Below are 25,051 nucleotides of genomic sequence, written 5' to 3'. Positions count from 1 at the left end.
TAGCGATCATTGGCGCTTTTTGAGCGAATTCGCCTTCCACTACTTCAGCATCCGCTCGAAGCGCCGGTCCGGGACCAGCCATATGCAGGCGACGATGAAATAGATGCCGAGGGAGATAAACGGATTGATGGCGGCAAGGATGATCGCGAGGATGTAGAGGCTGACGGAGAGCGCGGCCTTGCCATCCGGGCCGAGTGTGTGGGCAAAATCGGAATCCGTGCCATGCACCCGGATCAGCATCCGTCCGAGGATGTAGTAGGCGAAACCGCACATCAGCAAGACGAAGCCATAAACCATCACCGGGGTCATGGCGAAGTCGTTATCGTCCATCCAGCCGGTGGCGAAGGGCATCAGTGACAGCCAGAACAGCAGATGCAGGTTCGCCCAAAGCACGCCGCCCCTGACATGCTTCACCGCCTGGAACATATGATGGTGATTGTTCCAGTAGATGCCGACGTAGACGAAGCTTAGAACATAGGAAAGCAGCGTCGGGATCAGCGGTATGAGCGCCTGCAGCCCCTCGCCATGCGGCGCTTTCAATTCCAGCACCATGATGGTGATGATGATGGCGATCACGCCATCGGAAAAGGCTTCGATACGCCCCTTGCCCATAAATCGACTTCCCCTCTTCGCGTCAGGCCTCGGACAGAATCAATTTAAGGGCCTGCGTATATGGAGGCAGAATTACAGCGGACAGGGATGGGTTCAAGCGAGGCGATCGCGGGCGTCCGTCAGAATCCTCGAGATTTCCGCCGCCCCGACCGGCCGCGAGAAATAGAAGCCCTGGGCGTCATGGCACTGAGCCTGGCGCAGGAATTCGAGTTGCTCGTCCGTCTCCACGCCTTCGGCGACGACAGCAAGGCGGAGCCGGCGCGCGAGCGAGATGACGGCGGAGGCGATGGCGACGGTCGTCTCGTCGCGCGGTAACGCCTCGACGAAGGAGCGGTCCATTTTGAGACGGTCGAAGGGAAAGGTCTTCAGCGCCGCCAGGCTGGAATAGCCCGTGCCGAAATCGTCGATGGACAGGCGCACGCCAAGCGCCTTCAGCGCCTGCATCACATGCAGGGCGCGCGGCACGTCATGCATCAACGTGCTTTCCGTCAACTCGAGCTCCAGCCATTGCGGGTCGAGGCCGCTCGCCTCCAGAGCTTCGGTGACATGCGCGGCAAGCGCCGGATCGCTGAATTGCCGCGCCGAAACATTGACGGCGATCGTAAGCGGCGGCAGGCCCATCGCCTGCCATTCCTTGGCCTGTCGGCAGGCCTCGTTCAGCACGAATAAGCCGAGGGGGATGATCAGCCCGGATTCTTCCGCAAGCGGGATAAACTGACCGGGCGGCAGCATGCCGTGGCGCGGATGACGCCAGCGCACCAGCGCTTCCAGTCCGACGATGCGGCCGCTCGCGACATCGACCTGCGGCTGGTATTCCAGGAAGAACTGCTTGGCGCCGATGGCGCTGCGCAATTCTTCCTGCTCGCTCAGCGGCATGGTGCCACCCGCGTCCGACCTATGGATATGATATTGCAATCGGTTGCGGCCATGTTCCTTGGCCTTGTACATGGCCGCGTCGGCGCAGGCGATCAACTCATCCGGCGTCTCGCCATCGGCCGGAAAGGCGGCAACGCCGATACTGCTCGTCACGGCGACCTCGATTTCCCCGATCATCACCGGCTGCGTAATCGCCTTCTGCAGTTCGCGCAGCCGCCGCGTGATGCCGGTGTCGTGGCGCGACTGATGGACGATGACCAGCAGGAATTCGTCGCCGCCGAGTCGTACCACCATGTCGGAGGCCCTGAGGCTATCGACCATGCGCGCCGTCAATTCCTTCAACAGCTCGTCGCCGGCGCTGTGGCCGCGGCTGTCATTGACTTGCTTGAAATTGTCGAGATCGACATAGGCGACCGTCACCTTGCGGCCGTTTCGACGCGCCTTGAACAGGATCTTCGCCATGTTCTCCTTGAGAAAGGCACGGTTCGGCAGGCCGGTCAGGTCGTCATGATGGGCCATGAAGTAAATACGGTCTTCGGCGCGCTTGCGCTCGATGGCGATGCCGGCAATGTGGGTCGCCATGGCCACCAGCTCCAGCTCGCGTTCGGTCGGCTCGCGCACGGTGCCGGAATAGAGCGCGAACGTGCCGAGCACATTGCTCTGCGAGGTCACGATCGGCGTCGACCAGCACGAGCGCAGGCCGTACTGCGCGGCTAGAGCACTAAAATCCTCCCAGAGCGGGTCCGTCTGGGTGTCACTAACGAAGACCGGCTTGCCACGCCAGGCGGCCGTACCGCAGGAACCGACCTTCGGGCCGATGGCGATGCCGTCGATCAGGCGGCTATAGGCGGCAGGCAGATTGGGTGACGCACCATGGGAGAGACGGATGCCTTCAGGATCGAGCAGCAGCACCGACCCCTTGATGTCGGTCATCTGATCCTCGACCATTAATACCAGCGCCTCGAGGATCATCTCCAGCGGCTCGCTCTTGGCGATCATTTCCAAAAGTTCGGCCTGGCTGCGGCGCAGATGCTCCTGGCGCTTGCGCTCGGTAATATCGCGCGACGTGCAGATCAGGCCGATCACCTCGCCACGATCGTTGCGCAGCGGTAACTTCGAGGTCAGCCGATAGACCGGCTTGCCGCCGTTCGCGGAGGGAATGACGTCCTCCATATCAAGCCGCGGCTTGCCGGTAGCGATGATTTCCTGCTCGATGCGGTAGTATTTCGTAGCCCGCTCCAGCGGCACCAGATCAAAATCGGTCTTGCCGGTCAGCGCGCTTGCTCTTTCCATGCCGAGACTTTTTGCCGTGGCGGCATTGGCGAAGACGAAGCGGCTTTCCCGATCCTTGACGAAAAGAAAATCCGGCAGTTCATGCACGATCGCCTTGAGGCGTAGTTGCTCGATGCCATCGGCGACATGGTGCGCATTCGCCGCCATCAGCGCCTGCGTCGCTGCCAACAGGCGCTCCGTCTCAATATCAAGCGAACGACTGCGCTCGCCTGACCGGACGTGCTGAAGAGCCGGCTTATTCATGATGTGCATTCTCCCAACCCGGCCGCAGCTTCATCAAATGTCACAACCGAAACGCGATCATTATAGCTCCCGCTTCCTTCGAGGCTCTTAAGCGGATGGGTGAACGAAAGGATAAAACGGCGGAACCTGCGAGAAACGGGCGGCCTAATTCTACGAAAACAGCTCTTTTCGTGCCAAATCGGGACAGGCGCGCATGGCACGGTTCCTGCTTCTGCAAGGTTCGTTTCAGGAGTTGATAATGGTCCAGCGCCGCGCGTTCATTGCCTATATCGCCGCCTCGGCTGCAACCGGCCTGTTTGCCCGAAGCGCCTTTTCTGCGCCGCTCGCCAAGATGGCCGGCGCCGAGATGCGTGGACCGATCGATGCCATCGCCTACAAGGCGACACCGGGCACCAGCGACATCAGAAGCGGCAAGCTTCAGGCGATGATTGACAGCGCCGCGCGCGACAACGCGCCGGTCTTTCTGCCGCCCGGCAATTACAATGTGTCGAACCTTTCGTTGCCCGATAATACGCGCGTTACCGGCATCCCCGGCGCTTCGCGGCTGGTCTATGGCGGCGAAGGCCATCTGATGAGCGCCGACAAGGCGAAACGCATCGAACTGTCCGGCCTCGTCCTTGATGGCGGCAACCGCTGGCTTGCCGACTATGCCGGCGGGTTGCTGCAATTTACCGGCGTCGACCAGGTGCTAATCGACAATTGCGACATCGCCGGCAGCCGCAAACATGCACTGCAATTGGAGCGCTGCGGCGGGCGGATCGAACGCAGCCGCATTTCGGGGGCAGCCGAAGCCGGCCTTTATGCGGTCCAGTCGACCGGATTGACAGTCGCGGGCAATACGGTCGAGGATTGCGGCAATGGCGGCGTCCTCATTCATCGCTGGGACAAGGGCGAAGACGGCAGCATCGTCACCGGCAATCGCATCTCCCGCATCGGCGCCAATGATGGCGGCACCGGCCAGAACGGCAACGGCATCAACATCTTTCGCGCCGACGGCGTTTTGGTCTCCGGCAACCAGATAGCCGATTGCGCCTTCACTGCCGTCCGCGCCAATTCAGCCTCGAGCGTGCAGATCACCGGCAATCAGTGCTTGCGCTCCGGCGAAACGGCGATCTTCTGCGAATTCGAGTTCGAAGGCGCCGTGGTCAGCAACAATCTCGTCGATGGTGCTGCCAACGGTATCGCCATTGCCAATTTCGACAAGGGCGGGCGGCTTGCCAGCGTCACCGGCAATATCATCCGCAACCTGTCCCTGACCGGCCCCTACCCCCAGGAAAGCGGCTTCGGCATCGGGATCTCAGCCGAAGCCGACACGCTGATTGCCTCGAACCTCATCGAAAACGCCCCGCTCTGGGGCCTGAAACTCGGCTGGGGTCCCTATCTCCGCAACATCGTCGCCACCGGCAACATCGTCCGCCAAGCCCCTATCGGCTGCGCCGTTTCCGTCGCCGATGGTGCCGGCGCGGCTGTCATCTCCGACAATCTGTTCCAGCAAATGGAAAAAGGCGCAGTCTTCGGCTTTCGGTGGGACAAACCAGCTTCCGGCGACCTTACGATAACAGAGAGCGGAGAGTTTCCACAACTGACGATAGAGAGAAACAGGCTGATTTAAACGCCGCTATCTCCAGCTTGGCTCCCGCCGCTCGAAGAAGGCCGTAACCCCTTCCCTTGCTTCCTCCGTCTCCCACGTATCGGCCAGTTGAGTGATGACGCGATCAATAAGCTCATCGCTGATCGGCATGCCGAGAGAACGAGCCAGTGCCTTTGCCCGCGCCGCGGCCTGCGGCGAGGCGGCAAGCAGGTGGCGGATTTCGGATTCGATGGCTTCGTCGAGTGCGTCCTCCGGGACGACCCGGGACAGCAGGCCGGCCGCATGGGCCTGCCAGGCGTCAATGATCTTGCCAGACAGGAAGAGCGGGCGAGCCTTGGCCTCGCCGATGCGAGCAATGACATAGGGGCTGATCGTGGCGGGGATGATGCCGAGCCGAACCTCCGTCAGGCCGAAACGAGCCGTCGCCGCGGCAATCGCCATATCGCAGATACTGAGGATGCCGATGCCGCCGCCGAAGGCATTGCCATGCACGCGGGCGATCAGCGGCTTCGGCAATTCGTTCAGTGCCTTGAACATCATGGCAAGCCGCCGGGCTTCGACGATGCGTCCCGCACGGGTGGCATCGAACTGGGCGCGCATCCAACCGAGATCGCCGCCGGCGCAAAAGCTTCCGCCTTCACCCGCAAGAACCACCACGCGCACGCTTGCGTCCCTGCCGAGATCGTAAGCCGCCTCCGTCAGGGCATCGATCATCTCGGCCGACAGGGCGTTGTGCTTTTCCGGGCGCGCCAAGGTCAGGCGGGCGACACCACGTTCCTCGATGGCGATATGGATGGTTTGCGATGTCATGCGACGCTCCTCAGGCTGCGGGCAAAAGCGGCGGCTTGGGCAAGCTTCTCGTCATCGAGGCCTGTTTCGAAACCGTGCAGTGCCAGATAGTGGTGAACCGCCACGGTATCGACATTGCCTTTGGCGCCGGGCGCAAAAGGACAGCCGCCGAGACCGCCGGCAGCGGCATCAAACACCCGGATGCCCCGATCCAGGGCTACGCCGATATTGTCCAATGCCCGGCCCGAAGTATCGTGAAAATGACCGGCCAGCATGGCGGCGGGGAGATCGGCAAGCACGACTTCCAGCATTCTGTCTACCGCCTCCGGTTCGCCCCTGCCGATCGTATCGCCGAGGCTGATCTCGTAACAGCCGAGTTCGCGCAATTGCCGAGCGACGCTTGCGGCATTTGCCGGCGGCACTGCGCCTTCATAGGGGCATTCGACGCCGCAACTGACATAGCCGCGCAGCGGAATGCCACGATCACGGCTCGCCGCGGCCACCGGCCGGAAACGCTCGATGCTTTCGGCGATGGAGCAATTGATATTGCGGAGTGAAAAGCTTTCGGAGGCAGACGCGAAGATCGCCACCTCGTCGGCGCCTGCTGCAAGCGCCGCCTCCAGCCCCTGCATATTCGGCGTCAGCACCGCATAGCGAACACCGGGCTTGCGTTTGATCCCGGCCATGACATCGGCAGCATCGGAGAGCTGAGGCACCCATTTCGGACTGACGAAGCTGGTGACTTCGATGCGCTCGAAACCGCAATCGGACAGCAGATCCACGAGTTCGATCTTGGTGCCCGTGTCGATCAGCCGCTTTTCGTTCTGCAGGCCATCTCGCGGCGCCATTTCTACTATTGTGACATGGTTGGAAGTGCGGTCGGTCATTGCGTGTCCTCCGGCCGGAGCGATAGCAGGACAGCGCTCTCGCTGGTCTGATCCCCTTCGCCGACATGCAGGCTTTCCACCACACCGTCGCGCGTCGCCGTCAGCGTCAGCTCCATCTTCATGGCTTCCATGACGATCAGCGCCTCGCCCTTTGCGACCATGTCGCCTTCCTGCACCCGAACGATCTTGATGAGGCCGGGCATCGGCGCAATCAGCCGGTCGCCGCCAACGGCCGCCTCTTCAGCGCTATCCAGTGGGTCGGCCCGATGGAAATGATGGGTGTGGCCATCGAGGAACAACGTCATGCTGTGCGGCATCTGGAAAAAGTCGGCACGCAATTGCCGCCCGTCGATCTCCACGCGGCAGCAGCCATCATTGCGGCTGATGATCTGAACGGCGAGCGCGCGACCATCGAAATGCACGGAGTATCGATCCTGCCCTTTCGCAATCACGCGGCCGTTCGTGTGGCCGCCACTGTGATGCAAGGTGACAGGGCGGTTCACCTCACCCCAAAGCTGCCAAGCGCCAAGCGCTTGCCACGGGTCGCTCTCCAGGGATCGCGCCATGCCTCCGGCCTCGAAGATGGCGGCAATGGCAAGCGCGATATCGTCCGGTATCGGTGCTGCAGTCAGCCTCTCCGCGTCGCGGTCGATCAGGCCCGTATCCGGATGGCCCGCAACGAAATCCGGCTGCTGGCTCAATCGAACCAGGAAATCGAGATTGCTTGCCGTTCCCGCCGCCTGGGTATCCTGCAGCGCTCGCGTCAGCTTGGCGAGGGCCGCTTGACGGGTTGGCGCATGGACGATGAGCTTGGCGATCAGGGGATCGTAATGCGGTGTAATGCTGTCGCTTTCGCGCACGCCGGTATCGATGCGGACATCGCCCTCCGGAAATCTGAGATGTGAGAGCGTGCCGGTCACCGGCAGGAAACCCCGCGATGGGTCTTCGGCATAAAGCCGTGCCTCGAAGGCCCAACCGTCGATGGAGAGTTCGGCCTGGGTTCTCGGCAAGGGCTCGCCGCCGGCAATCCGCAATTGCCATTCGACCAGATCGACGCCGGCTATCGCCTCGGTGACAGGATGCTCGACCTGCAGGCGGGTGTTCATCTCCATGAAGAAGAAGCGATCCGGCGACAGGCCATCGGAGACATCGGCAATGAATTCGACAGTGCCGGCACCGCGATAATCGATGGCGCGGGCTGCGCGGACGGCAGCTTCGCCCATGGCGCTGCGCATCTCCTCCGTCATGCCGGGGGCCGGCGCCTCCTCGATCACTTTCTGATGACGGCGTTGCAAAGAACAATCGCGCTCGAAAAGATGCACGACATTGCCATGGCTGTCGCCGAAGACCTGGATTTCGATATGCCGGGGCTGGGTCAAATATTTTTCGATCAGCACGGCGTCGTCCCCGAAAGCGGATTTCGCCTCGCGTCTTGCCGCTTCCAGCGAGGCCACAAAATCTTCCGGTCGATCCACCCGCCGCATGCCCTTGCCGCCGCCGCCTGCCCGCGCCTTGATAAGAATAGGAAAGCCGATCTCTGTTGCCCGCTCCGCAAGGAAAGCCGTGTCCTGTTTATCACCATGATAGCCGGGAACGACAGGCACGCCTGCGCGCTCCATCAACGCCTTGGCCGCGTCCTTCAGGCCCATGGCGCGGATCGAGGCCGGCGATGGGCCGGTAAAAACCAGTCCTGCGGCTTCGACGGCCTCGGCGAAATCGGCATTTTCCGAGAGAAAGCCATAGCCGGGGTGAATGGCCTCGGCGCCGGATCGCCGTGCGGCGGCGATGATCCGCTCCCTCGAAAGATAGCTTTCGCTCGCAGCCGCCGGACCGATGTGAACGGCCTCGTCCGCCAACGCCACATGCAACGCATCTCTGTCGGCGTCCGAATAGACGGCGACCGTGCGGATGCCCAGCCGCCTTGCCGTCCGGATGACCCGGCAGGCGATTTCTCCGCGATTGGCGATCAATATCCTTGAAAACATTGGCAAACCCTATTGCGCGGCGACGACCTCGACTTCGAGCAGCCACGCGGTGTCGAAAATCCCCGCGATCACCACCGTCATCGCCGGGGCGAGCGAGCCCAAGTACTCACTGCGGATCTCGCGGTTCTCGAGCGTATGGTGACGATCGGCGAGAAAGGTGGTGACCTTGACGATGTCGGCCTTGCTCATCCCCGCAGCCTTGAGCTGTGCGTCGACATTGAGCCAGACCTGACGCGCCTGCGCCTGAAATCCCTCGGGAAGCGTATCATCGGCGGTCGTCGGAATCTGGCCGCTGACAAACAGCAATCTCTCAAAATTCTCCAGTTTGACGGCCTGGGCGTAGCCGCCGCGCGGCTGCGGTGCGTTCTTGGCATTGACGATGTCGCGTTTCATCTCAATCTCCTCACATCCTGAACAGGCCGAAGCGCGTGTCTTCGACCGGCGCGTTGAGCGCGGCGGAAAGCGACAGAGCCAGCACATCACGGCTCTTGCGCGGGTCAATGATACCGTCGTCCCACAGACGCGCTGAGGCGTAGAGTGGGTGGCTCTGGGTCTCGAACATCTTCAAGGTCGGTTGCTTGAAGGCCGCCTCTTCCTCCTTTGTCCAAGGCTTGCCGGCGCGCGCCAGGGCCTCGCCGCGCACCGTCGCCAGCACGCCGGCCGCCTGCTCTCCGCCCATGACCGAGATACGGCTGTTGGGCCAGGTCCAGAGGAAGCGCGGCGAATAGGCCCGGCCGGCCATACCGTAGTTGCCGGCGCCGAAGGAGCCGCCGATGAGCATGGTGATCTTCGGCACTTTCGTCGTTGCCACCGCCGTCACCAGCTTGGCGCCGTGCTTGGCAATGCCTTCCGTTTCGTATTTCCGGCCGACCATGAAGCCGGTGATATTCTGCAGGAAAACCAGCGGGATTTTGCGCTGCGAGCAAAGCTCGACGAAATGCGCGCCCTTCAATGCCGATTCCGAAAACAGCACGCCATTATTGGCGATGATGCCGACGGGGATGCCGTGAATATGGGCAAAGCCACAGACCAGTGTGGCGCCATAGCGCGCCTTGAATTCGTCAAAGCGTGAGCCATCGACGATACGGGCAATGATTTCACGGACATCGTAGGACGTGCGCAGGTCGGAGGGCACGATGCCGAGTATATCCTCCGGATCGTAGAGCGGCGGCTCCGGCGCGCGCAGTTCGACGGTCGTCGGTTTGTGGCGATTGAGATTGGCCACGGCCTGCCGCGCCAAGGCAAGCGCATGCGCATCGTCGCGCGCCAAATGGTCGGCGACGCCGGATAGACGCGTGTGCACATCGCCGCCGCCAAGATCTTCGGCAGACACCACCTCGCCGGTTGCGGCCTTGACCAGCGGCGGCCCGGCGAGAAAGATCGTCCCCTGCCCCTCGACGATGATGGTCTCGTCGGACATGGCCGGCACATAAGCGCCCCCCGCCGTGCACGACCCCATGACCACGGCGATCTGCGGAATGCCCGCCGCCGACATATTGGCCTGATTGTAGAAGATGCGGCCGAAATGTTCGCGATCTGGAAAGACCTCATCTTGGTTCGGCAGGTTGGCCCCGCCGGAATCCACAAGATAGAGGCAGGGAAGATTGTTTTCAGCCGCGATCTCCTGCGCCCTCAAATGCTTCTTCACCGTGATCGGATAATAGGTGCCGCCTTTGACGGTGGCATCGTTGCAGACGATCATGCAGTCGCGGCCGGCAACGCGGCCGATGCCGGCGATCAAACCCGCTCCCGGCGCCTCATCGCCATACATGCCGTGAGCCGCCGTCGCGCCGATTTCGAGGAAAGACGTCGCAGGATCGATCAGCCCCGCCACCCGGTCACGCGGCAGTACCTTGCCGCGACTGACATGACGCTCGCGCGCCTGCACGCCGCCGCCCTCCGCCGCCCGCAACGCCGCCGCCTTAGCCACACCGATCGCCTCCAGCATCGCGGCACGATTGTCCCTGAAACGGTCCGAATGCGTGGAGATTTGGGATTTCAGGACGGTCATGCAGTATCACCAAAATTGGGGGTGAAATTTCAAAATCAGACAGTCTCGGTAAATAGCTCCCGCCCGATCAGCATGCGGCGGATTTCGGAGGTGCCGGCGCCGATTTCGTAGAGCTTGGCGTCGCGCAGCAGCCGGCCGGCGGGGTAGTCGTTGGTATAGCCGTTGCCGCCGAGGGCCTGGATGCATTCGAGCGCCATGCCAGTCGCCTTTTCGGCAGCATAGAGAATGCAGCCCGCGGCGTCCTTGCGGGTCGTTTCGCCGCGATCGCAGGCCGCGGCAACCGCATAGACATAGGCGCGCGCGGCGTTCATCGTCACATACATGTCGGCAAGCTTGCCCTGCATGAGCTGGAATTCGCCGATCGGCTGGCCGAACTGCCGGCGTTCATGCAGATAAGGCAGCACGACGTCCATGCAGGCGGCCATGATGCCGAGCGGGCCTCCCGACAGGACGACGCGCTCGTAGTCGAGGCCAGACATCAGCACGCGGACACCGCCATCGACCTGACCCAGCACATTCTCCGCCGGTACCTCGCAATCGATAAAAACCAGCTCCGAGGTGCTGGACCCACGCATGCCGAGCTTGTCGAGTTTCTGGCCTACGGAGAAACCCTCGAAACCTTTCTCGACCAGGAAAGCGGTGATGCCGCGCGGGCCGGCCTCCGGCGCGGTCTTGGCATAGACCACCAGCACATCGGCATCCGGACCATTGGTGATCCACATCTTGCTGCCGTTCAACACATAGTGGTCGCCGCGCTTTTGCGCGTGCAGCTTCATCGAGACGACGTCGGAACCTGAGCCGGGTTCCGACATGGCGAGCGCACCGATATGTTCGCCAGAGACCAATTTGGGCAGATAGCGTGCTTTCTGCTCGTCGGTGCCGTTGCGATTGATTTGGTTGACGCAGAGATTGGAATGGGCGCCGTAGCTCAGACCGACGGAGGCCGAGGCGCGGCTGATCTCCTCCATGGCGACCGCATGCGCGACGTAGCCGAGACCAGCGCCGCCATAGGCTTCATCGGCGGTGATGCCGAGCAGCCCAAGATCGCCCATTTCCCGCCACAGCTCCATCGGAAAACCATTGTTGCGGTCGAACTCGTCGGCGAGCGGCGCGATGCGCTGGCCGGCAAAGCGGCGCACGCTGTCGCGCAGCGCCTCAATCTCCTCGCCGAGCGCGAAGTTCAATCCCCCTGCAAACATCACCTTCTCCTCCCGCTTCCCCTAGAGCATGATCTTTTCCAAAGCCGCCTTACGGGCTCATGTGCCAATTTTGAGAGCATCACGCCGCATCGGCGGGTACGTGACGCTTCTCTTCCGGCATGTCATAGGTCTTCAGCTTCTCGGCGATCCGCGCCATAACCTTACGAGCCGCCTCCTCCTTGATCGGTCCGAAGCCTCTGATCTCATCGAACAATGTCAGGATGGCAAGAGCCTCCGTCTCATTTCCCGCGCGCAGACCGTTGAGAACGCGGTCGGCAATCACTTGATATTCACCGATCAAGCGGCGCTCCAGCCGGCGCTCCCGCATATAGCCAAACGGATCGAAGACCGTGCCGCGCAACCGCTTCATCGGTGCGAGCCTGCGCAGCAGCGGCAATATCCAGGGGCCGAATTCGCGCTTCTTCGGCCGGCCGTTCGGGTCTTTTCCGCCCAGCATCGGCGGGGCGAGATTGAAGGCCAATTTGAAGTCGCCTTCCATCTCGTCGCGCAAATGGGCCTCGAAGGCCGGATCGGTCAACAGTCGCGCCACCTCATATTCGTCCTTATAGGCCAGCACCCGCGCATAGGTCGCGGCGACGGCGAAGGGCACTTTATCCGAAAGCCGCTCCCTGGCAGCCGCAGCCGTGGCACGCTGGACGAAAGCGGCATAGCCATCGGCAAGCGCGGCATTCTGATAAGCGGTCAGATGCGCCTTGCGGTGGGCGATCAGCTCATCGAGGCTCATCTCCGCCAGCGTCTTGCCGGCATCCGGTTCCGTCATCATTTCCCGCACGGCCTGCGGATCATGCGCCAGCAGACGGCCCCAATGGAAGGCCGAGAGGCTGGCCTTGACGGCCACGCCGTTGAGCTCGATCGCCTTCTCGATCGCTTCCAGCGACAACGGCAGCAAGCCGCGCTGCCAGGCAAAGCCGGTGAGAAGGATATTGGTCGACATGGCATCGCCAGTGACCTCGCTTGCAACATGACCGAAATCAAGGAAGACGGATTTGTCGCTGACGGTCTTGGCGATGGTGTGTTGTACCGAGCCGATCTTGAAATCGAAGTCGCGATTGCGAACGAAATCGGCGACCGGCATCAGGCCGGTATTGACGATGGCCGTCGTGCGGTTCGAGGCGCAGAGCGTAATCGCATCCTTGGAGGCACCGACCACCTCGTCGGCAGCAAGCAGCAGATCGGCGCCGCCATTGACGATGCGCGACGAGGTGACGTCGGCCTCGCTGTAGCCGATACGCAGATGGCTCATGACGGCGCCGCCCTTCTGCGCGAGGCCGGCCATGTCGAGGATCATCGGTACTTTGCCGTCGAGATGGGCAGCCATGCCGAGAATAGCGCCGATCGTCAGGATACCGGTGCCGCCAACGCCGGCGATCGCGATGTTCCAGGGGCGCTCGCCGATGACGGGCACCTCGGGCATCGGCACTTCGGCATCCGCATGCTCCAGCGCCTTGCGCTTGCGGCGCTTACCGCCATGCACGGTCACGAAAGACGGGCAGAAGCCTTTGACGCAAGAGAAATCCTTGTTGCAGCTCGACTGGTTGATCTGCCGTTTGCGGCCGAACTCCGTCTCCAGCGGCTCGACGGAAATGCAATTGGATTGCACCGAGCAATCGCCGCAGCCTTCACAAACGGCGGGGTTGATGAAGACGCGCTTGGCCGGATCCTCCAGCAAGCCGCGGCTCCGACGGCGGCGCTTCTCGGCCGCACAGGTCTGGACATAGACAATGGCCGAGCAGCCTTCGGTCTCGCGCAGCGTCAGCATCACCTGATCGATATTGTCGCGGTGCAGCACTTTAACGCCGGGGGCCAGATCCGATGCCGCGTAGGCGGCGGGATTTTCCGCGAGCAGGTAGATCGGCGAAACGCCCTCGCCGTGCAACTGGCGGGTCAAGAGCTGTGGCGTCAGATAGCCATCGATCGGCTGGCCGCCGGTCATGGCGACAGCATCATTGTAGAGCAGCTTGTAGGTAACGTTGACCTTGGCGGCGACCGATTGGCGGATGGCGAGAATGCCGGAATGGAAATAGGTGCCGTCACCGAGATTGACGAACATATGCTTTTCGTCGGTGTAGCGGGCGATCGCTGTCCAAGGCACGCCCTCGCCGCCCATCTGCGTGAAGGTCTGAGTGTTTCGGTCCATCCAGGTGACCATGTAATGGCAGCCAATGCCGGCCATAGCGCGGCTGCCTTCGGGCACGCGGGTGGATGTGTTGTGCGGACAGCCGGAGCAGAAGAACGGCGTGCGGTTGAGCGGCGCGACGTGCGTGCGGCTGATCTGGCCGCGTTCGGCGAGATAGGCAAGCTTGGCAGCGATCTGGTCGTGCAGCGAAGGATCGAGATCGAGTTTGACGATGCGCCCGGCAATGGCTCTCGCCACCGAGCCGACGGTCAAAGCGGCCGAGAGGCTGAGATAGGGTTTGTCGTGCTCATCGAACTTGCCGACGATGCGTGGGCGGACATCGGCGCGCCAATTGAAGAGCTGCTGCTTGATCTGGTTTTCGATGATCTCGCGCCGCTCCTCGACGACAAGCACCTCGTCCAAACCTTCGGAGAAATGCCGGACGGTCTCGGGCTCCAGCGGCCAGGGCATGCGGATCTTCAGGATACGCAGGCCAATGGCGGCCATTTCCCTGGGGCCGATTTCGAGTTCGCGCAGCGCCTGTAATACGTCCTCATAGGCCTTGCCGGAGGAGATGATGCCGAAGCGGGCGTTGGGCACATCATGGGTGATTTCATCGACGCGATTGGCGCGGGCGAAAGCGATGGCGGCATAGGCCTTGTAGGTTTGCAGACGGTCGTCCTGCACCAGCGGCGGATCGGGCCAACGCAGGTTCAGGCCGCCGGGCGGCAGCTCGAAATCGGTCGGCAGCACGAATTGCCGCCTCTCGCCCGAGAGGTCGACGGCGGCCGTCGTCTCGATGGTGTCGGCAATGAACTTCATGCCGACCCAGCAGCCGGAATAGCGCGACATGGCGATACCGAGCAGGCCGTATTCGAGGAATTCGTGGATTGAGGACGGATAGATGACCGGAATGACCGCCGACATGAAATCATGGTCGGTTTGGTGCGGGATCGTGGAAGATTTGGCGGAATGATCGTCGCCAGCGAAACAGAGGACACCGCCATGCTTGGAGGTGCCGGCCGCGTTGCCGTGTTTCAGCACATCGCCGGAACGATCGACGCCGGGACCCTTGCCGTACCAGATGCCGAGCACGCCGTCCTTGCGGACGCCGGGCGACAGGCCGACTTGCTGCGTACCCCAGATGGCCGTGGCGGCAAGGTCTTCGTTGATGCCTGGCTGGAAGGTGACGTCATGCGCGTCGAGATAGGTCTTGGCTTTCAAAAGCTGTTGATCGTAGCCGCCGAGCGGCGAGCCGCGATAGCCGGATATGAAGGCTGCGGTGTTGAGACCGGCAGCGCGGTCGCGGCGCATCTGCGTCATCGGCAGACGCACGAGGGTCTGCAGTCCGGTCATGAAGACGCGGCCTTCATCTGCTGTATATTTATCGTCAAGCGATACGCTGGTCGCTAGCATCTGCTCTCCTCCCGAGATCGCAGTCACCGAATGCGTAAGAACATCTCCGCCGAATGCCTCCTACCGCACCGGAGAAAATCTAAATCGATATTAGCATGCACCATCGCTAATTTCCGAACGAAGGCGGTGCGCAGCCGGCACGATTCGCAAAGATTGGAGGGCTTGGCGGATATTTTCGTGCTTGATCCTGTACACTCATCAAAAGCTTTCATTGCAGATATAAGCCGGAGCCTCTTCCGCTTGGCGAAAGCCGCCCATAACCTCGCTTCGACTCGATTTTTGGAGACCGACCATGCTGACGATTTACGGCGTCTATCGCTCACGCGCATCGCGCAACTACTGGATGGCGGAGGAGCTTGGCATCCCCTTTCAATCCGTGCCCGTGATACAGGCAAGTCGGCTCGAAAATCCGCTAAGCCCGGAAGCGCCTATCAATACGATAACGCCCGAATTCCTGGCCGTGAATCCGATGGGCATGATCCCCGCTGTCAAGGACGGCGATCTCGTCATGCATGAATCGCTCGCCATCAATCTCTATCTCGCCCGCAAGTATGGCGGGCCGCTATCCGGGAAGACGGTGGAAGAAGAGGGTCTGCTCGGCATGTGGACCATGTGGGCAGCTACGGAGGTAGAGCCCTACTCCGTGGCCCTCGTCCGCATCTACGACCGTTCGCAGGAGAACACCGATGCCGGCAAGGCCGGGATCGCGGTTGCCTGCCGGTCGCTGAAGCGGCCATTGGACGTGCTGGAAAAGCACCTGACGGGCCAGGATTACCTCCTGGGCGATCGCTTCACCGTCGCCGACCTCAATCTCGCGGAGGTGCTGCGCTACGCTCAGACCGAGCAGGCATTGTTCGATAGCCATCCGAATTTGAAGACCTGGATCGAGCGCTGTCAGTCGCGCGATGCCTATAAGGCGATGCAGGCGACACGCGGCAAGGAGCCGGTGTAAAAACCGCGCGTTTTCCCTGGAATTGCCTTAGCGAAAGAGCTTCATGCTCTCTTCCATCTCGTCGCGCATCCAGGTCTTGAAAGCAGTCACCTTCTTGGCTTCACGCACGCCTTCCGCCGTGATGAAATAATGGCCGAAACCGTTTTTGGCACGAATGCCAAAGGGATCGACGAGGCATTTCTGTTGTAGTGCATAGGCGGCCAGCGTCTGCCAAGCGAGCATGACGCCCTGGCCCGCCATGGCGGCGTCGAGGCAAAGCGAGGCGTCGTTGAAGATATGCCGCTCTTCCATGCATTTGCCGGAGAGGCCGGCCTTGCTCAGCCAGACCTCCCACGTGAACATAGCCCTACTGTCGATGACGGCGGGAACCTGCAGGAGATCGGCCGGTTCCTTCAATCGGCTGGCGATCTGCGGCGTCACCACCGGAAAGATCTCCTGTTCCAGCAGTAGCTCGGACTTGACGCCCGCCCATTGGCCATCGCCGACGCGGATGCCGATATCGACATCCGACGTTGCCGGATTGATGAGTTGCATGGTCGCATCGATACGCAGCCTGATATCCGGATGACGTTTGGCGAAACGATCGAGCCGATGCACCAGCCATCGCGCCGCAAGAACCGGAGCCACGGAAATAGTGAGAATATTGTCATCACGGTGCTGCGCGGCTGTCACCGCCGCCGACAGTGCCTGAAAGCCTTCGCCGAGGCGTGCCAAGACCGAAAGGCCTGCCTCGGTCACGATCATGCCCTTCGGCGTACGCTCGAAAACCGGCCGCCCCAACTGCGCCTCAGCCTTGATCACCTGCTGGCTGACGGCGCCGATGGTCACGCCAAGCTCGTCGGCAGCCGCCTGCAACGACCCAAGCCGGCCCACGGCCTCCAATGCCCGGAGGCCATTCAGATGAACGCTGTTGAGATTCTTCATATAGAATATCTATATCAGCATCCCGGCATTCTCAATTGAAAAGCTGGGCGATGCGCGCGATCATTGCGGCATAAAACCACAACCGCCACCATCCCGTCGACTGATACACCACAAGCGCATCGTTGCGGTAGCGAGGAGGCATGCCATGTCGATACTGAAGCTTTTCTTCAATCACCTGCCGCGCGATAACAACGAGCGTGACGACCCGTTGCAACATCCGGCACTGGCGGCCATGTCGCTGGAGGAACTGGCCGACCTGCCGCTCATGCCCGAGAATTTGGGGCGGAAGGAAGGCCCAGATCAAAGATTGAAAGAATGCGTGTAACGAAAGAGCAAGCCCTTTCACACGCTGAACCTTCCCAACCGGCTCTTCGGCTATCTCTTCCACTGGTGTATGATTGTGGACGACATACGACCGGAACGGGAAAGCGCAGTATGGCCGTCAGCATCGAAACCGACGCGATATCCCAACGCCTTCAACGCGTTGCTGCGCAAGCCGGCCTGCCCGAAGTCGAGGTCAGCACCCACTATGGCACGCCGGCGCTGAAGGTCGGCGGCAAGGCTTTCGTTTCGGTCAAGAATGGCGAGACGATCGTGCTGGCGCTGCCGATCGACCGCAAGGAGCAGCTCATCGAGATGGCGCCCGAGATCTATTTCCAGTCGGATCACTATGTCGGCTGGCCGGCGCTGCCAACGCGTATCGACGCCATCGGTGACGAAGAACTGCAACTGCGGCTGATCGAGGCCTGGCAGTTTCGGGCGCCGAAGACATTGCGGGCTGCCTTCGACGCCTGTTGATCAAGCCCGCTCGGCGGCGATGGCTCTTTGCACGGCAGGGCGTTCCAGCATCCGCGCGTGGTGGGCGCTGACCTTCTCAAAGCGGGTCGGATCGACGCTATCGCCCGGCAACCAATTTGTCAGCGTGAAGAGATAGCCGTCGGCAACGGTATATTGCTCGCCCATCACCCATGGCCCTTCCAGCATCTTTTCCTCGATCAGCGTGAAACACTCACCCATATTCTGCGGCACCTTGGCCTTCATCGCTTCGATCGCCGCCTCATCGTCGGTCCAGCGATAGCCGCGCCCTTTGTGAGCATGGTTCACATGCACGGTCGAGGCGAGGTAGCTGTTGAAGGCCTGCATGCGGGCAAAATCGAAGGGATCATCGAGCGGCGCCAGCCGGGCGGCCGGCGCGATCTGGGCGACATAGGCGAGGATCGCAACGTTTTCCGTGATGACGCCTTTGTCTGTCACCAGCGCCGGAACACGACCCTTGGGATTGATCGCCAGATAGTCCGGCGACCGCTGCTCTCCGTTGGCAAAATTGAGGCGCCGCGGCTCGTAGGCAAGGCCCGACTCTTCAAGCGCTATCAGACTGGCGAGTGCACAACTGCCCGGTGCGAAATACAAATTCAGCATATCCGTTTCCTCCGCTCTGATTTCGTCAGACGTTAACGGCGACCGGAGGAATACGGAAGTGGCTGGCATCGATATCGGTTATGAAAGCTTTTGATGTATGCCGCCTGCGCACCGCACCTTAGGCACAGCCCGGCACATCTTCCAGCCGATACCAGACGGGAATGCCGCGTTCGCCGGCGATGCGGACGTCGTTGTCGGCTCCCTTGGACTCGCCGGGAAGCCGGAGAACGCCCTCGCACAGTTGCAGCAACCGGCCTGCGGTCGGGTGGAATATCTCTTCGTAGAGATCGTCGCCGATGCTCTTGCCGCCGGCGGCATGCCAGACCGGCAAGGCGACCCATTCGCCGATCATCGGCAGATGCCCTGCCTTGAACAAGGCATAGGACGGCTCTTCCAGCCGCTTGAGATTCTCCGCCATCTTTTGCGGATCGTCTCCGGTTCCCGAACGATACGGCCCGGCAATCAAGATCAACATGTCACATCTCCTCTTCCTCATGCATCATGCATGGATTTGCACGAATATGCGTTAAAGTTCTTGATTGTCGACTCATTTTTGATAAATTCACGATATTTCATGAATTATCGTGCGGAAACAGGCATGCTTACAGGCCAGCGAAAGACCCTCATCCTCGATATCCTGCGGCGCGACGGCCAGGTGATCGCCAAGAAGATCGCAGACGATTTCGGCCTGTCCGAAGACACGATCCGCAGGGATCTGAGGGAAATGGCGGCGGAGCGGCTGCTGAAACGCGTGCATGGCGGCGCGCTGCCGCTCGCACCGGAGCTACCGGATTTCTCCACGCGACGGGGTGTAGCGCCGGATGTGAAGCGGCAACTCGGCGCCTTTGTGGCGAAGATGGTTCAACCGGGACGAACGGTGTTTCTCGATGGCGGGACGACGACGGCGGAGATCGCCCGCCATCTTCCCAGGAACTTTGCCTTTACCGTCGTCACGCATAGCCCGACGATCGCGGGCGAGTTGGAACATCATCCGACAGCCGACGTGATCCTGATCGGCGGCAAGCTCTACAAGCACTCGATGGTGGCGACAGGCGCGGCGGCTATGGCGGCAATCTCATTGGTGCGGCCAGATATCTTCTTCCTGGGCGTAACCGCCATCCACCCCGTTCACGGCCTTTCGACCGGCGATTTCGAGGAGGCGGCAATCAAGCGGCATATCGCGCAATGCTCGGCGGAAACCTATGTGATGGTGACCCAGGAAAAGCTGGATGCCGCCTCTCCATGCCATATCCTGCCCATCACGGCGGTTTCGGGCATGGTCGTGCCGCCTGACATCACCGAGGCGAGCCTGGCGCCCTATCGGAGCGCACAGGTTCCCATTTTCACGGTCAGCGACTGAAGCAAGCTGCGATACAGATGCATTCAAAGCAGGCCAGTAATCCACCTGTCCAGCTTCGAATCCTGACGATAGGCTATGTTTATAACAGCCGCCGAAACGATGGCTGTCGCGGCGCCACCGAGAATGTCGGTGATATAGTGCGTCCCGACATAGATTCTGGACAGACAGACCAACAGAGCGACAACGAGGAAGGCGATACCTCTCCGCCACAGGCCACATAGCAGGAAAGCCGCAACAATGGCGAACGTCGCGGTCGCGTGATCGGACGGAAACGACCAATCGGCGGAGCGATCGATAATCAGGTGCGTGATACCTGCATCATATGGACGAATCCGGTGCACGAACAGCAGGATGATTTGATTGACGCCTAACCCAATAAGAAAAGACAACCCCGCCACAATACAGGCATGCCGCACATGAGTTTTGGAGGCGCCCCCACTCCACCATTGCAGCACAATCGCCAGAATGAGGAGTGGAACCCCGAATTGCGTGATCATGATCATGATCCGGTCCAACATTGGACTTATGCCTGCGAAACTATTGATCCATTGTGTGACTGCTTGATCCATGTGGTCATTCATCCAAAATTGTTGACGGGGATTGCGATCGAGCATGAATGAACGCCGGATTCATCAGCTCTTTGAGATCAGCGTGTTGCTAAAGGGCGCTCATGCGCTCATCGAATGTATTGGGGGAATAGCGCTTGCGCTGGTGAGTACCGCTTCGATCGTTCGTCTCGTGAATGCACTCACCCAAGAGGAATTGATCGGAGATCCCAAAGACTTCATCGCCACTCACCTTCTCGCCTGGTCGCATGACTTCTCCCTCGCGACCAAGAACTTCTATGCGTACTATCTCCTGAGCCATGGCCTGGTGAAAGTGCTGCTCGTCATCGGCCTTCTCAGGGGCAAGCTATGGGCATATCCAGCATCTTTGGCGGCTTTGGGGCTTTTCATCGTCTATCAGCTCTACCGTTTCACCGACACGCATGGCATCGGGCTTCTGGTGCTGACGGCCTTCGATGTGGTCGTCATGGGCTTGATCTGGCATGAGTACAGGCTCGTGCGGCAGCATCTGCCGACAAGGTAGTAAACAGGCGGCGCCATGTTGCTGTCGCATGTTGTCCTCCGACATGGAGGGACAAAGTCTGATTTCTGAATCTGTTTGCAATTGAACGCGGCGTTGAGCGGGCGGTATATGCGGCGTGCAATACAGTAATATACGCCCTCTATGCGATTGCTTCGCGTATAATCCAAATTCGATCTCTGAGACACGGGATAGAAGGAGGCGCGAAATGCTGAAACGCGATCTCCTACAAGTATCCGTATCACAGCGTGCTTTAGCGTATCGATCATCGACTACGCGACCGACTCGTTGTAGGGCGGCGGGGATATCGAGCCGCGCTGATCGAGGTGGCAATCGTGTTGAACGCCGCCGTCACTGCCTACGGCATCCGTCCAAGCCTGAATCTTGGTGAGCGCGGTGCAATTGATGTCGTCTTCGGGGTCTATCTTCTGGAGGAACGGCTGGTTTGGTCGCCGGGGCATGCGGGTCCGGACTGGTTCGGCCTCGCGCCTACGCCGCGCGACGCTAACGAATTCGTTGCGTTATGCGGCCTCCTGGTGTCGTGCCCTCGGATACAAGCTTTGCTTGATGGCGTCTGAAGAAGTTCCGGCGCTCGTTTCGATTTGGTCTTGAGACCTTTGATTTGGGCGAATTCGTAGCTCGAACCAATCGTCGACGTGCTCAACCAGAATTTTTTCGCGGAGGAAATCATGTGGAGCGACCAGCGCATAGGCCAGCCGGATTGACCAGTTCTTCGCGGGTGCCGGGCTCGATTTGAAATAGCCCCCGCCAGGCAGTGCGCCATGACCAATCATGAGCAACCAGAAGGAGGATACACCGATGAGGAGAAAAGAGCGAAAGGCCACATGGTCGACCGGAGTGGCGTTTTCGTCGGCACTGGCGCTGATCTTTGTGATAGGAGCGTCGCAGGGAGCAAGCGCTGGCGAAGCGGAAGCCAAGGCGCTACTTAAGGCGATGTCGGACTATATGGCGGCTCAGAAGACCATTTCGTTCGCGTATGACAGTAATCTCGAAGTCGTCACCAAGGACCACCAAAAGCTGCTGCTGGCGAGTTCGGGCAACATTGAACTCGGCAGGCCCGACAAGATCCGCGTTGCCCGGACCGGCGGATTCGCCGATGTCGAAATGCTTTTCGACGGCAAGACGCTCACCCTGCTGGGCAAGAACCACAATCTCTACACGCAGATGGAGGTGCCTGGCACGGTCGAGCATCTTGTCGATGAATTAAGGGAAAAGCTCCACAAACCCGTACCCGGCGCTGATCTGCTTTTGCCCAATGTCTACAATGAATTGATCGCAGATGTGGTCAATGTGAAGGATCTCGGCAGCGGCGTGATCGGCGGTACCGAATGCGATCATCTCGCATTTCGCAACAAGGATGTTGATTGGCAGATATGGATCGCCCAAGGCGACCACCCCTATCCCTGCAGGTATGTAGTCACCGCCAACAAGGTTGACCAGGCACCGCAGTACAGCATCCAGATCAGGGATTGGAAAGCAGGCGCTGACGCTGCCGCGGATGATTTCGCCTTCAACAACGCAACTGGAGCCAAGAAGACCGACATCGAGGAACTGAAAGATATCGACGAACTACCCGCTCATTTTGTCAAAGGAGGTGGCCAATGACCATGATCAGGAAACTGGGAATTCTTTTGATGGCTGCAGGCATGGGATTGTCCGGGCTTGAGGCGGGCGAAAGACTGTCGGTCCCCGGCATCCATGGCTTTGTCTCGACAGCGGAGGCAAGAGTCGGGCGTCCCTTGACGCCGGTTAGTGTGGCAGGCGTGGCACGGCGCACCTCACGGCGCTGCGCCGCAGGAGTGTACGCGTGCTAGGATCTCGCTGATTGTAGTAGATCGAACCACCGATATGCCTATTTTGGCGTAATCTGTGATGCGGCGATGGTATCCCGCTCGGATACCGAGGAACAAAAGATGAGCTGGAGCCGATTATATAGCTTGAAAAGCTACATAAAATCTTCGCTATGGCTCGTGCCGTTCATCGCCTTACTTATGTATATCATAGCAATTCGCATGGCCTATCTATTTGAACCGTGGTTAATCTGGATCGAACCATGGCCATGGGGTGTTGCGGGCTCGCAGAGGCTGCTGGAAACGATCATTACGATGACGCTGACCTTCGTCGTCTTTACGTTTGGGTCGCTGCTGGTGGCGATCCAAATCGCAGGCGGTCAACTGACGCCCCGGATCATTGCGACTACCTTGCTGCGCGACAATGCCATCCGATTCACCGTCGGACTTTTCATATTCACGCTGCTGTTCGCAACGGGCGCACTCGCAAGGCTGGAAACCGACACCCACCATGCCATCATAGGTGTCGCGGGCTTTTTGGGTTTTCTGTCCATCGCCGCCTTCCTTTATTTGATCGACTATGCCGCCCGTCTCCTACGACCGGTCAGCATTGTCTTGCGAGTGAGCGAGCAGGGTCGCGCGGTCATCGAGGACGTGTTTCCGACAATGGCGACAAGAGAAGCGGACGCCGCTACTAGAGATCCGAGACCAAGTACTCGGCCCGACAAAACTATCCTCTACAAGGGGCGACCCGCCATCATCGTGGCCATCAACAAAAGTGCCTTATTGAAGTTGGCCGAGAAAACGCAGTCAGTGATCGAATTGGTCCCGAGGATCGGTGATTTTGTGGCATCTGGCGAGCCCCTCTTTCGATTGTACGGCAACCGATTTCCCGAGGAATCCGTCCTGAAGGCGATGATCGCCTTCGGGCCGGAACGGACCCTTGAACAGGACGCGACATTCGCGTTCAGGATCATCGTGGATATTGCCATCAAGGCTCTCTCGAAGGCGATAAATGATCCGACGACCGCGGTGCCCGCGATCGATCAGTTGCAGCGCCTGCTCTGCTTCGTGGGTAAGCGCAACCTAACGGGAAAAACGATCCTGAACCAATCTGGAGAACTACGGGTCATCTGCAGGACGCCGGACTGGGAAGATTTCGTAAAATTGACCTTCAGCGAAATTCGGTTTTATGGCGCGGAAAATTTCCAGATCGCGCGCCGCCTGCGCGCCGTACTGGAATATGGCTTGCAGGTGCTGCCCGATTTCCGCCGGCCGGCTTTGGAGGCGGAACTGGCATTGTTGGATCGGCGGCTGGCAGAGCTATACGACTTTCCGGAGGACTTGGCGCTGGCCCAAATGGCGGATTCGCAAGGCTTGGGCGGCTCGACGCCTTCAACCGTACGACCGCTGTCCGGCACATCTCAGATTCGGAATAGTGGCTAAGCAGCCTTATGCCGTCAGCGCTTCCGCCGCTCTGATATCGCCGACATGGATGCCGTTCCAGTTGCTGAGCGTCCTGTTGGCCATCGCCATCAAACCGGCATGGACGTCCCCGCCCTTTTCAAAGAAGCGGGCGAGTACGGCGGCAACCATGGTTTCGGCGCCGCGGCCGCTGCCATCATCGCATTTGACCGCAATCGCGACGCCTTGTTCGGGAATTGCAGCGCAGAAGACGCCTTCGGCGCCGGTCTTGGCGAAGATGCGGCCCGGGGCCACCTGCATCAGCTTGGTGCAGGCCCGGCCGGTGCCGGCAACATAGAAGGGCTCGGCCATGCAGGCTTCGAACAGTCGGCGCGAGGCCTTGCCGCGCAGCGGCTCCAGGCCAACGCCCGTCGCCATCTTGGCGAAACCATGTGCCAGGCTTCTGAGCGGCACGGCGTAATTCGGGATCGAGCAGCCATCGGTGCCGCAATTGTCGTGGCCTAGCGGCGTTCCCGTCAGGTTTTGCATCGTTACGCGGATCTGCTGCTGCAGCGGATGGTCGTAGCCGACATAGCCCTTGGGATCGATGTCCTGATGGCAGCAAGCGCACACGAAGCCGGAGTGCTTGCCGGAGCAGTTGTTGTGCAGCGCCGTCGGCTTTCCGACAGTGCGCGCCTGGTGGATGATCGCTTTCTGCTCGAAGGACCAATGTGCGCCGCATTCCAGCGTGCCGACATCCCGGCCGGCGCGGGCAAGCATGGAGGCAGCCAGAGCCACATGCGCGTCCTCGCCGCTATGCGAGGAGCAGGCCAGCGCCAATTCCATGTCACCGAAGCCATAGGCATCCGCCGCACCGCTTTCGACCAGCGGCAAGGCCTGCATCGCCTTGCAGGCCGAGCGCGGAAACACTCCACTCTCGATATCGCCAAGCGACAGCACCAACGTCCCATCACCATCGACGACGGCAACCGAACCGCGATGACGGCTTTCAACGAGATTTCCACGGGTGACTTCGACACAGACGGGATTGGACAT

At 60.5% G+C, this 25,051-nt stretch carries 24 protein-coding genes; 9 read left to right on the top strand and 15 right to left on the bottom strand.

Annotated elements, in window-relative coordinates; genetic code table 11:
* Positions 1-39 precede the first annotated feature (39 nt).
* On the bottom strand, positions 40-612 hold the full coding sequence (locus tag C9E91_RS05955; protein ID WP_107107440.1) for a TMEM175 family protein: 573 nt from the start codon (positions 610-612) through the stop codon (positions 40-42).
* A 93-nt stretch (positions 613-705) separates the two neighbouring features.
* Complete coding sequence (locus C9E91_RS05950; protein ID WP_107107439.1) at positions 706-3,024, bottom strand: sensor domain-containing protein; 2,319 nt, start codon at positions 3,022-3,024, stop codon at positions 706-708.
* Positions 3,025-3,262: 238 nt separating this feature from the next.
* On the opposite strand from C9E91_RS05950, the gene C9E91_RS05945 reads away from it, so the two are divergent.
* Complete coding sequence (locus tag C9E91_RS05945) at positions 3,263-4,636, top strand: TIGR03808 family TAT-translocated repetitive protein (RefSeq protein WP_107107438.1); 1,374 nt, start codon at positions 3,263-3,265, stop codon at positions 4,634-4,636.
* Between the two features lie 6 nt (positions 4,637-4,642).
* Here the strand turns inward: C9E91_RS05945 and C9E91_RS05940 are convergent, their stop codons facing one another.
* From C9E91_RS05940 to C9E91_RS05910, 7 genes are all read right to left on the bottom strand, one after another.
* Positions 4,643-5,425: a crotonase/enoyl-CoA hydratase family protein gene (locus tag C9E91_RS05940; protein WP_107107437.1), complete on the bottom strand. Its 783-nt coding sequence runs from the start codon at positions 5,423-5,425 to the stop codon at positions 4,643-4,645.
* On the bottom strand, positions 5,422-6,291 hold the full coding sequence (locus C9E91_RS05935; RefSeq protein WP_107107436.1) for a hydroxymethylglutaryl-CoA lyase: 870 nt from the start codon (positions 6,289-6,291) through the stop codon (positions 5,422-5,424). Before C9E91_RS05935 ends, C9E91_RS05940 begins: the two co-directional genes overlap by 4 nt.
* Positions 6,288-8,276 carry an acetyl/propionyl/methylcrotonyl-CoA carboxylase subunit alpha gene (locus tag C9E91_RS05930; RefSeq protein WP_107107435.1) on the bottom strand — a complete coding sequence of 663 codons (1,989 nt, stop codon included), beginning with the start codon at positions 8,274-8,276 and terminating at the stop codon, positions 6,288-6,290. The genes C9E91_RS05935 and C9E91_RS05930 overlap by 4 nt, the downstream gene beginning before the upstream one ends.
* Before the next feature lie 9 nt (positions 8,277-8,285).
* The gene (locus C9E91_RS05925; RefSeq protein WP_107107434.1) at positions 8,286-8,669 is read right to left on the bottom strand and encodes a RidA family protein; all 384 of its coding nucleotides are present in this window, start codon (positions 8,667-8,669) and stop codon (positions 8,286-8,288) included.
* A 10-nt stretch (positions 8,670-8,679) separates the two neighbouring features.
* Positions 8,680-10,287 (bottom strand): carboxyl transferase domain-containing protein, encoded by a 1,608-nt coding sequence (locus tag C9E91_RS05920; RefSeq protein WP_107107433.1) that lies wholly within the window; start codon positions 10,285-10,287, stop codon positions 8,680-8,682.
* Positions 10,288-10,322: 35 nt separating this feature from the next.
* Positions 10,323-11,486: an isovaleryl-CoA dehydrogenase gene (locus C9E91_RS05915; protein WP_107107432.1), complete on the bottom strand. Its 1,164-nt coding sequence runs from the start codon at positions 11,484-11,486 to the stop codon at positions 10,323-10,325.
* A gap of 79 nt (positions 11,487-11,565) precedes the next feature.
* Entirely contained in the window at positions 11,566-15,039 is a 3,474-nt protein-coding gene (locus C9E91_RS05910) for an indolepyruvate ferredoxin oxidoreductase family protein (RefSeq protein ID WP_107107431.1), read from the bottom strand.
* Positions 15,040-15,331: 292 nt separating this feature from the next.
* Here C9E91_RS05910 and C9E91_RS05905 point away from each other — a divergent pair, with 292 nt between their 5' ends.
* Positions 15,332-15,991 carry a glutathione S-transferase family protein gene (locus C9E91_RS05905; protein WP_107107430.1) on the top strand — a complete coding sequence of 220 codons (660 nt, stop codon included), beginning with the start codon at positions 15,332-15,334 and terminating at the stop codon, positions 15,989-15,991.
* A gap of 27 nt (positions 15,992-16,018) precedes the next feature.
* Here C9E91_RS05905 and C9E91_RS05900 read toward each other — a convergent pair whose 3' ends face one another.
* Together C9E91_RS05900 and C9E91_RS19735 are read right to left on the bottom strand one after the other, a co-directional pair.
* Positions 16,019-16,915 (bottom strand): LysR substrate-binding domain-containing protein, encoded by an 897-nt coding sequence (locus tag C9E91_RS05900; protein ID WP_107107429.1) that lies wholly within the window; start codon positions 16,913-16,915, stop codon positions 16,019-16,021.
* Between the two features lie 31 nt (positions 16,916-16,946).
* Positions 16,947-17,303 carry a hypothetical protein gene (locus C9E91_RS19735; RefSeq protein ID WP_181316020.1) on the bottom strand — a complete coding sequence of 119 codons (357 nt, stop codon included), beginning with the start codon at positions 17,301-17,303 and terminating at the stop codon, positions 16,947-16,949.
* Positions 17,304-17,350: 47 nt separating this feature from the next.
* Between C9E91_RS19735 and C9E91_RS05890 the strand changes: the two genes are divergently transcribed.
* Positions 17,351-17,713 carry an MmcQ/YjbR family DNA-binding protein gene (locus tag C9E91_RS05890; RefSeq protein ID WP_107107427.1) on the top strand — a complete coding sequence of 121 codons (363 nt, stop codon included), beginning with the start codon at positions 17,351-17,353 and terminating at the stop codon, positions 17,711-17,713.
* Here the strand turns inward: C9E91_RS05890 and C9E91_RS05885 are convergent, their stop codons facing one another.
* Positions 17,714-18,334 carry a glutathione S-transferase family protein gene (locus C9E91_RS05885; protein WP_107107426.1) on the bottom strand — a complete coding sequence of 207 codons (621 nt, stop codon included), beginning with the start codon at positions 18,332-18,334 and terminating at the stop codon, positions 17,714-17,716.
* Between the two features lie 118 nt (positions 18,335-18,452).
* Positions 18,453-18,809, bottom strand: coding sequence for a DUF4406 domain-containing protein (locus C9E91_RS05880; RefSeq protein WP_107107425.1), 357 nt, complete (start codon positions 18,807-18,809; stop codon positions 18,453-18,455).
* A 123-nt stretch (positions 18,810-18,932) separates the two neighbouring features.
* On the opposite strand from C9E91_RS05880, the gene C9E91_RS05875 reads away from it, so the two are divergent.
* On the top strand, positions 18,933-19,694 hold the full coding sequence (locus C9E91_RS05875) for a DeoR/GlpR family DNA-binding transcription regulator (protein WP_107107424.1): 762 nt from the start codon (positions 18,933-18,935) through the stop codon (positions 19,692-19,694).
* 23 nt (positions 19,695-19,717) lie between these two features.
* Here the strand turns inward: C9E91_RS05875 and C9E91_RS05870 are convergent, their stop codons facing one another.
* Complete coding sequence (locus C9E91_RS05870; RefSeq protein ID WP_245407434.1) at positions 19,718-20,308, bottom strand: phosphatase PAP2 family protein; 591 nt, start codon at positions 20,306-20,308, stop codon at positions 19,718-19,720.
* On the opposite strand from C9E91_RS05870, the gene C9E91_RS05865 reads away from it, so the two are divergent.
* The 5 genes from C9E91_RS05865 (at position 20,307) to C9E91_RS05845 (ending at position 24,037) form a co-directional block, all read left to right on the top strand.
* On the top strand, positions 20,307-20,783 hold the full coding sequence (locus C9E91_RS05865; RefSeq protein WP_107107423.1) for a DUF2127 domain-containing protein: 477 nt from the start codon (positions 20,307-20,309) through the stop codon (positions 20,781-20,783). The genes C9E91_RS05870 and C9E91_RS05865 overlap by 2 nt on opposite strands.
* A gap of 332 nt (positions 20,784-21,115) precedes the next feature.
* Entirely contained in the window at positions 21,116-21,358 is a 243-nt protein-coding gene (locus tag C9E91_RS05860) for a hypothetical protein (RefSeq protein WP_146143980.1), read from the top strand.
* Positions 21,359-21,599: 241 nt separating this feature from the next.
* Positions 21,600-22,406, top strand: a complete 807-nt coding sequence (locus C9E91_RS05855; protein ID WP_107107500.1) for a DUF2092 domain-containing protein — start codon at positions 21,600-21,602, stop codon at positions 22,404-22,406.
* Entirely contained in the window at positions 22,403-22,615 is a 213-nt protein-coding gene (locus C9E91_RS19955; RefSeq protein WP_107107421.1) for a hypothetical protein, read from the top strand. Before C9E91_RS05855 ends, C9E91_RS19955 begins: the two co-directional genes overlap by 4 nt.
* A gap of 99 nt (positions 22,616-22,714) precedes the next feature.
* Entirely contained in the window at positions 22,715-24,037 is a 1,323-nt protein-coding gene (locus C9E91_RS05845; protein WP_107107420.1) for a DUF2254 domain-containing protein, read from the top strand.
* 6 nt (positions 24,038-24,043) lie between these two features.
* Here C9E91_RS05845 and C9E91_RS05840 read toward each other — a convergent pair whose 3' ends face one another.
* The gene (locus tag C9E91_RS05840; protein ID WP_107107499.1) at positions 24,044-25,051 is read right to left on the bottom strand and encodes an asparaginase; all 1,008 of its coding nucleotides are present in this window, start codon (positions 25,049-25,051) and stop codon (positions 24,044-24,046) included.

This window comes from Rhizobium sp. SEMIA4064, from assembly GCF_003025035.1.
Lineage (GTDB): Bacteria > Pseudomonadota > Alphaproteobacteria > Rhizobiales > Rhizobiaceae > Rhizobium > Rhizobium paranaense.
This window is presented reverse-complemented; position numbering and strand designations above follow the sequence as displayed.

Bases quoted from the DNA above. Each gene is read 5' to 3' on its own strand.
- C9E91_RS05910 (WP_107107431.1), bottom strand. From the start codon at position 15,039: ATGCTAGCGACCAGCGTATCGCTTGACGATAAATATACAGCAGATGAA.
- C9E91_RS19955 (WP_107107421.1), top strand. From the start codon at position 22,403: ATGACCATGATCAGGAAACTGGGAATTCTTTTGATGGCTGCAGGCATG.
- C9E91_RS05940 (WP_107107437.1), bottom strand. From the start codon at position 5,425: ATGACATCGCAAACCATCCATATCGCCATCGAGGAACGTGGTGTCGCC.
- C9E91_RS05920 (WP_107107433.1), bottom strand. From the start codon at position 10,287: ATGACCGTCCTGAAATCCCAAATCTCCACGCATTCGGACCGTTTCAGG.
- C9E91_RS05880 (WP_107107425.1), bottom strand. From the start codon at position 18,809: ATGTTGATCTTGATTGCCGGGCCGTATCGTTCGGGAACCGGAGACGAT.
- C9E91_RS05950 (WP_107107439.1), bottom strand. From the start codon at position 3,024: ATGAATAAGCCGGCTCTTCAGCACGTCCGGTCAGGCGAGCGCAGTCGT.
- C9E91_RS05845 (WP_107107420.1), top strand. From the start codon at position 22,715: ATGAGCTGGAGCCGATTATATAGCTTGAAAAGCTACATAAAATCTTCG.
- C9E91_RS05955 (WP_107107440.1), bottom strand. From the start codon at position 612: ATGGGCAAGGGGCGTATCGAAGCCTTTTCCGATGGCGTGATCGCCATC.
- C9E91_RS05935 (WP_107107436.1), bottom strand. From the start codon at position 6,291: ATGACCGACCGCACTTCCAACCATGTCACAATAGTAGAAATGGCGCCG.
- C9E91_RS05840 (WP_107107499.1), bottom strand. From the start codon at position 25,051: ATGTCCAATCCCGTCTGTGTCGAAGTCACCCGTGGAAATCTCGTTGAA.
- C9E91_RS05890 (WP_107107427.1), top strand. From the start codon at position 17,351: ATGGCCGTCAGCATCGAAACCGACGCGATATCCCAACGCCTTCAACGC.
- C9E91_RS05930 (WP_107107435.1), bottom strand. From the start codon at position 8,276: ATGTTTTCAAGGATATTGATCGCCAATCGCGGAGAAATCGCCTGCCGG.
- C9E91_RS05885 (WP_107107426.1), bottom strand. From the start codon at position 18,334: ATGCTGAATTTGTATTTCGCACCGGGCAGTTGTGCACTCGCCAGTCTG.
- C9E91_RS05875 (WP_107107424.1), top strand. From the start codon at position 18,933: ATGCTTACAGGCCAGCGAAAGACCCTCATCCTCGATATCCTGCGGCGC.
- C9E91_RS05905 (WP_107107430.1), top strand. From the start codon at position 15,332: ATGCTGACGATTTACGGCGTCTATCGCTCACGCGCATCGCGCAACTAC.
- C9E91_RS05870 (WP_245407434.1), bottom strand. From the start codon at position 20,308: ATGCTCGATCGCAATCCCCGTCAACAATTTTGGATGAATGACCACATG.
- C9E91_RS05915 (WP_107107432.1), bottom strand. From the start codon at position 11,486: ATGTTTGCAGGGGGATTGAACTTCGCGCTCGGCGAGGAGATTGAGGCG.
- C9E91_RS05865 (WP_107107423.1), top strand. From the start codon at position 20,307: ATGAATGAACGCCGGATTCATCAGCTCTTTGAGATCAGCGTGTTGCTA.
- C9E91_RS05855 (WP_107107500.1), top strand. From the start codon at position 21,600: ATGAGGAGAAAAGAGCGAAAGGCCACATGGTCGACCGGAGTGGCGTTT.
- C9E91_RS05900 (WP_107107429.1), bottom strand. From the start codon at position 16,915: ATGAAGAATCTCAACAGCGTTCATCTGAATGGCCTCCGGGCATTGGAG.
- C9E91_RS05945 (WP_107107438.1), top strand. From the start codon at position 3,263: ATGGTCCAGCGCCGCGCGTTCATTGCCTATATCGCCGCCTCGGCTGCA.
- C9E91_RS05925 (WP_107107434.1), bottom strand. From the start codon at position 8,669: ATGAAACGCGACATCGTCAATGCCAAGAACGCACCGCAGCCGCGCGGC.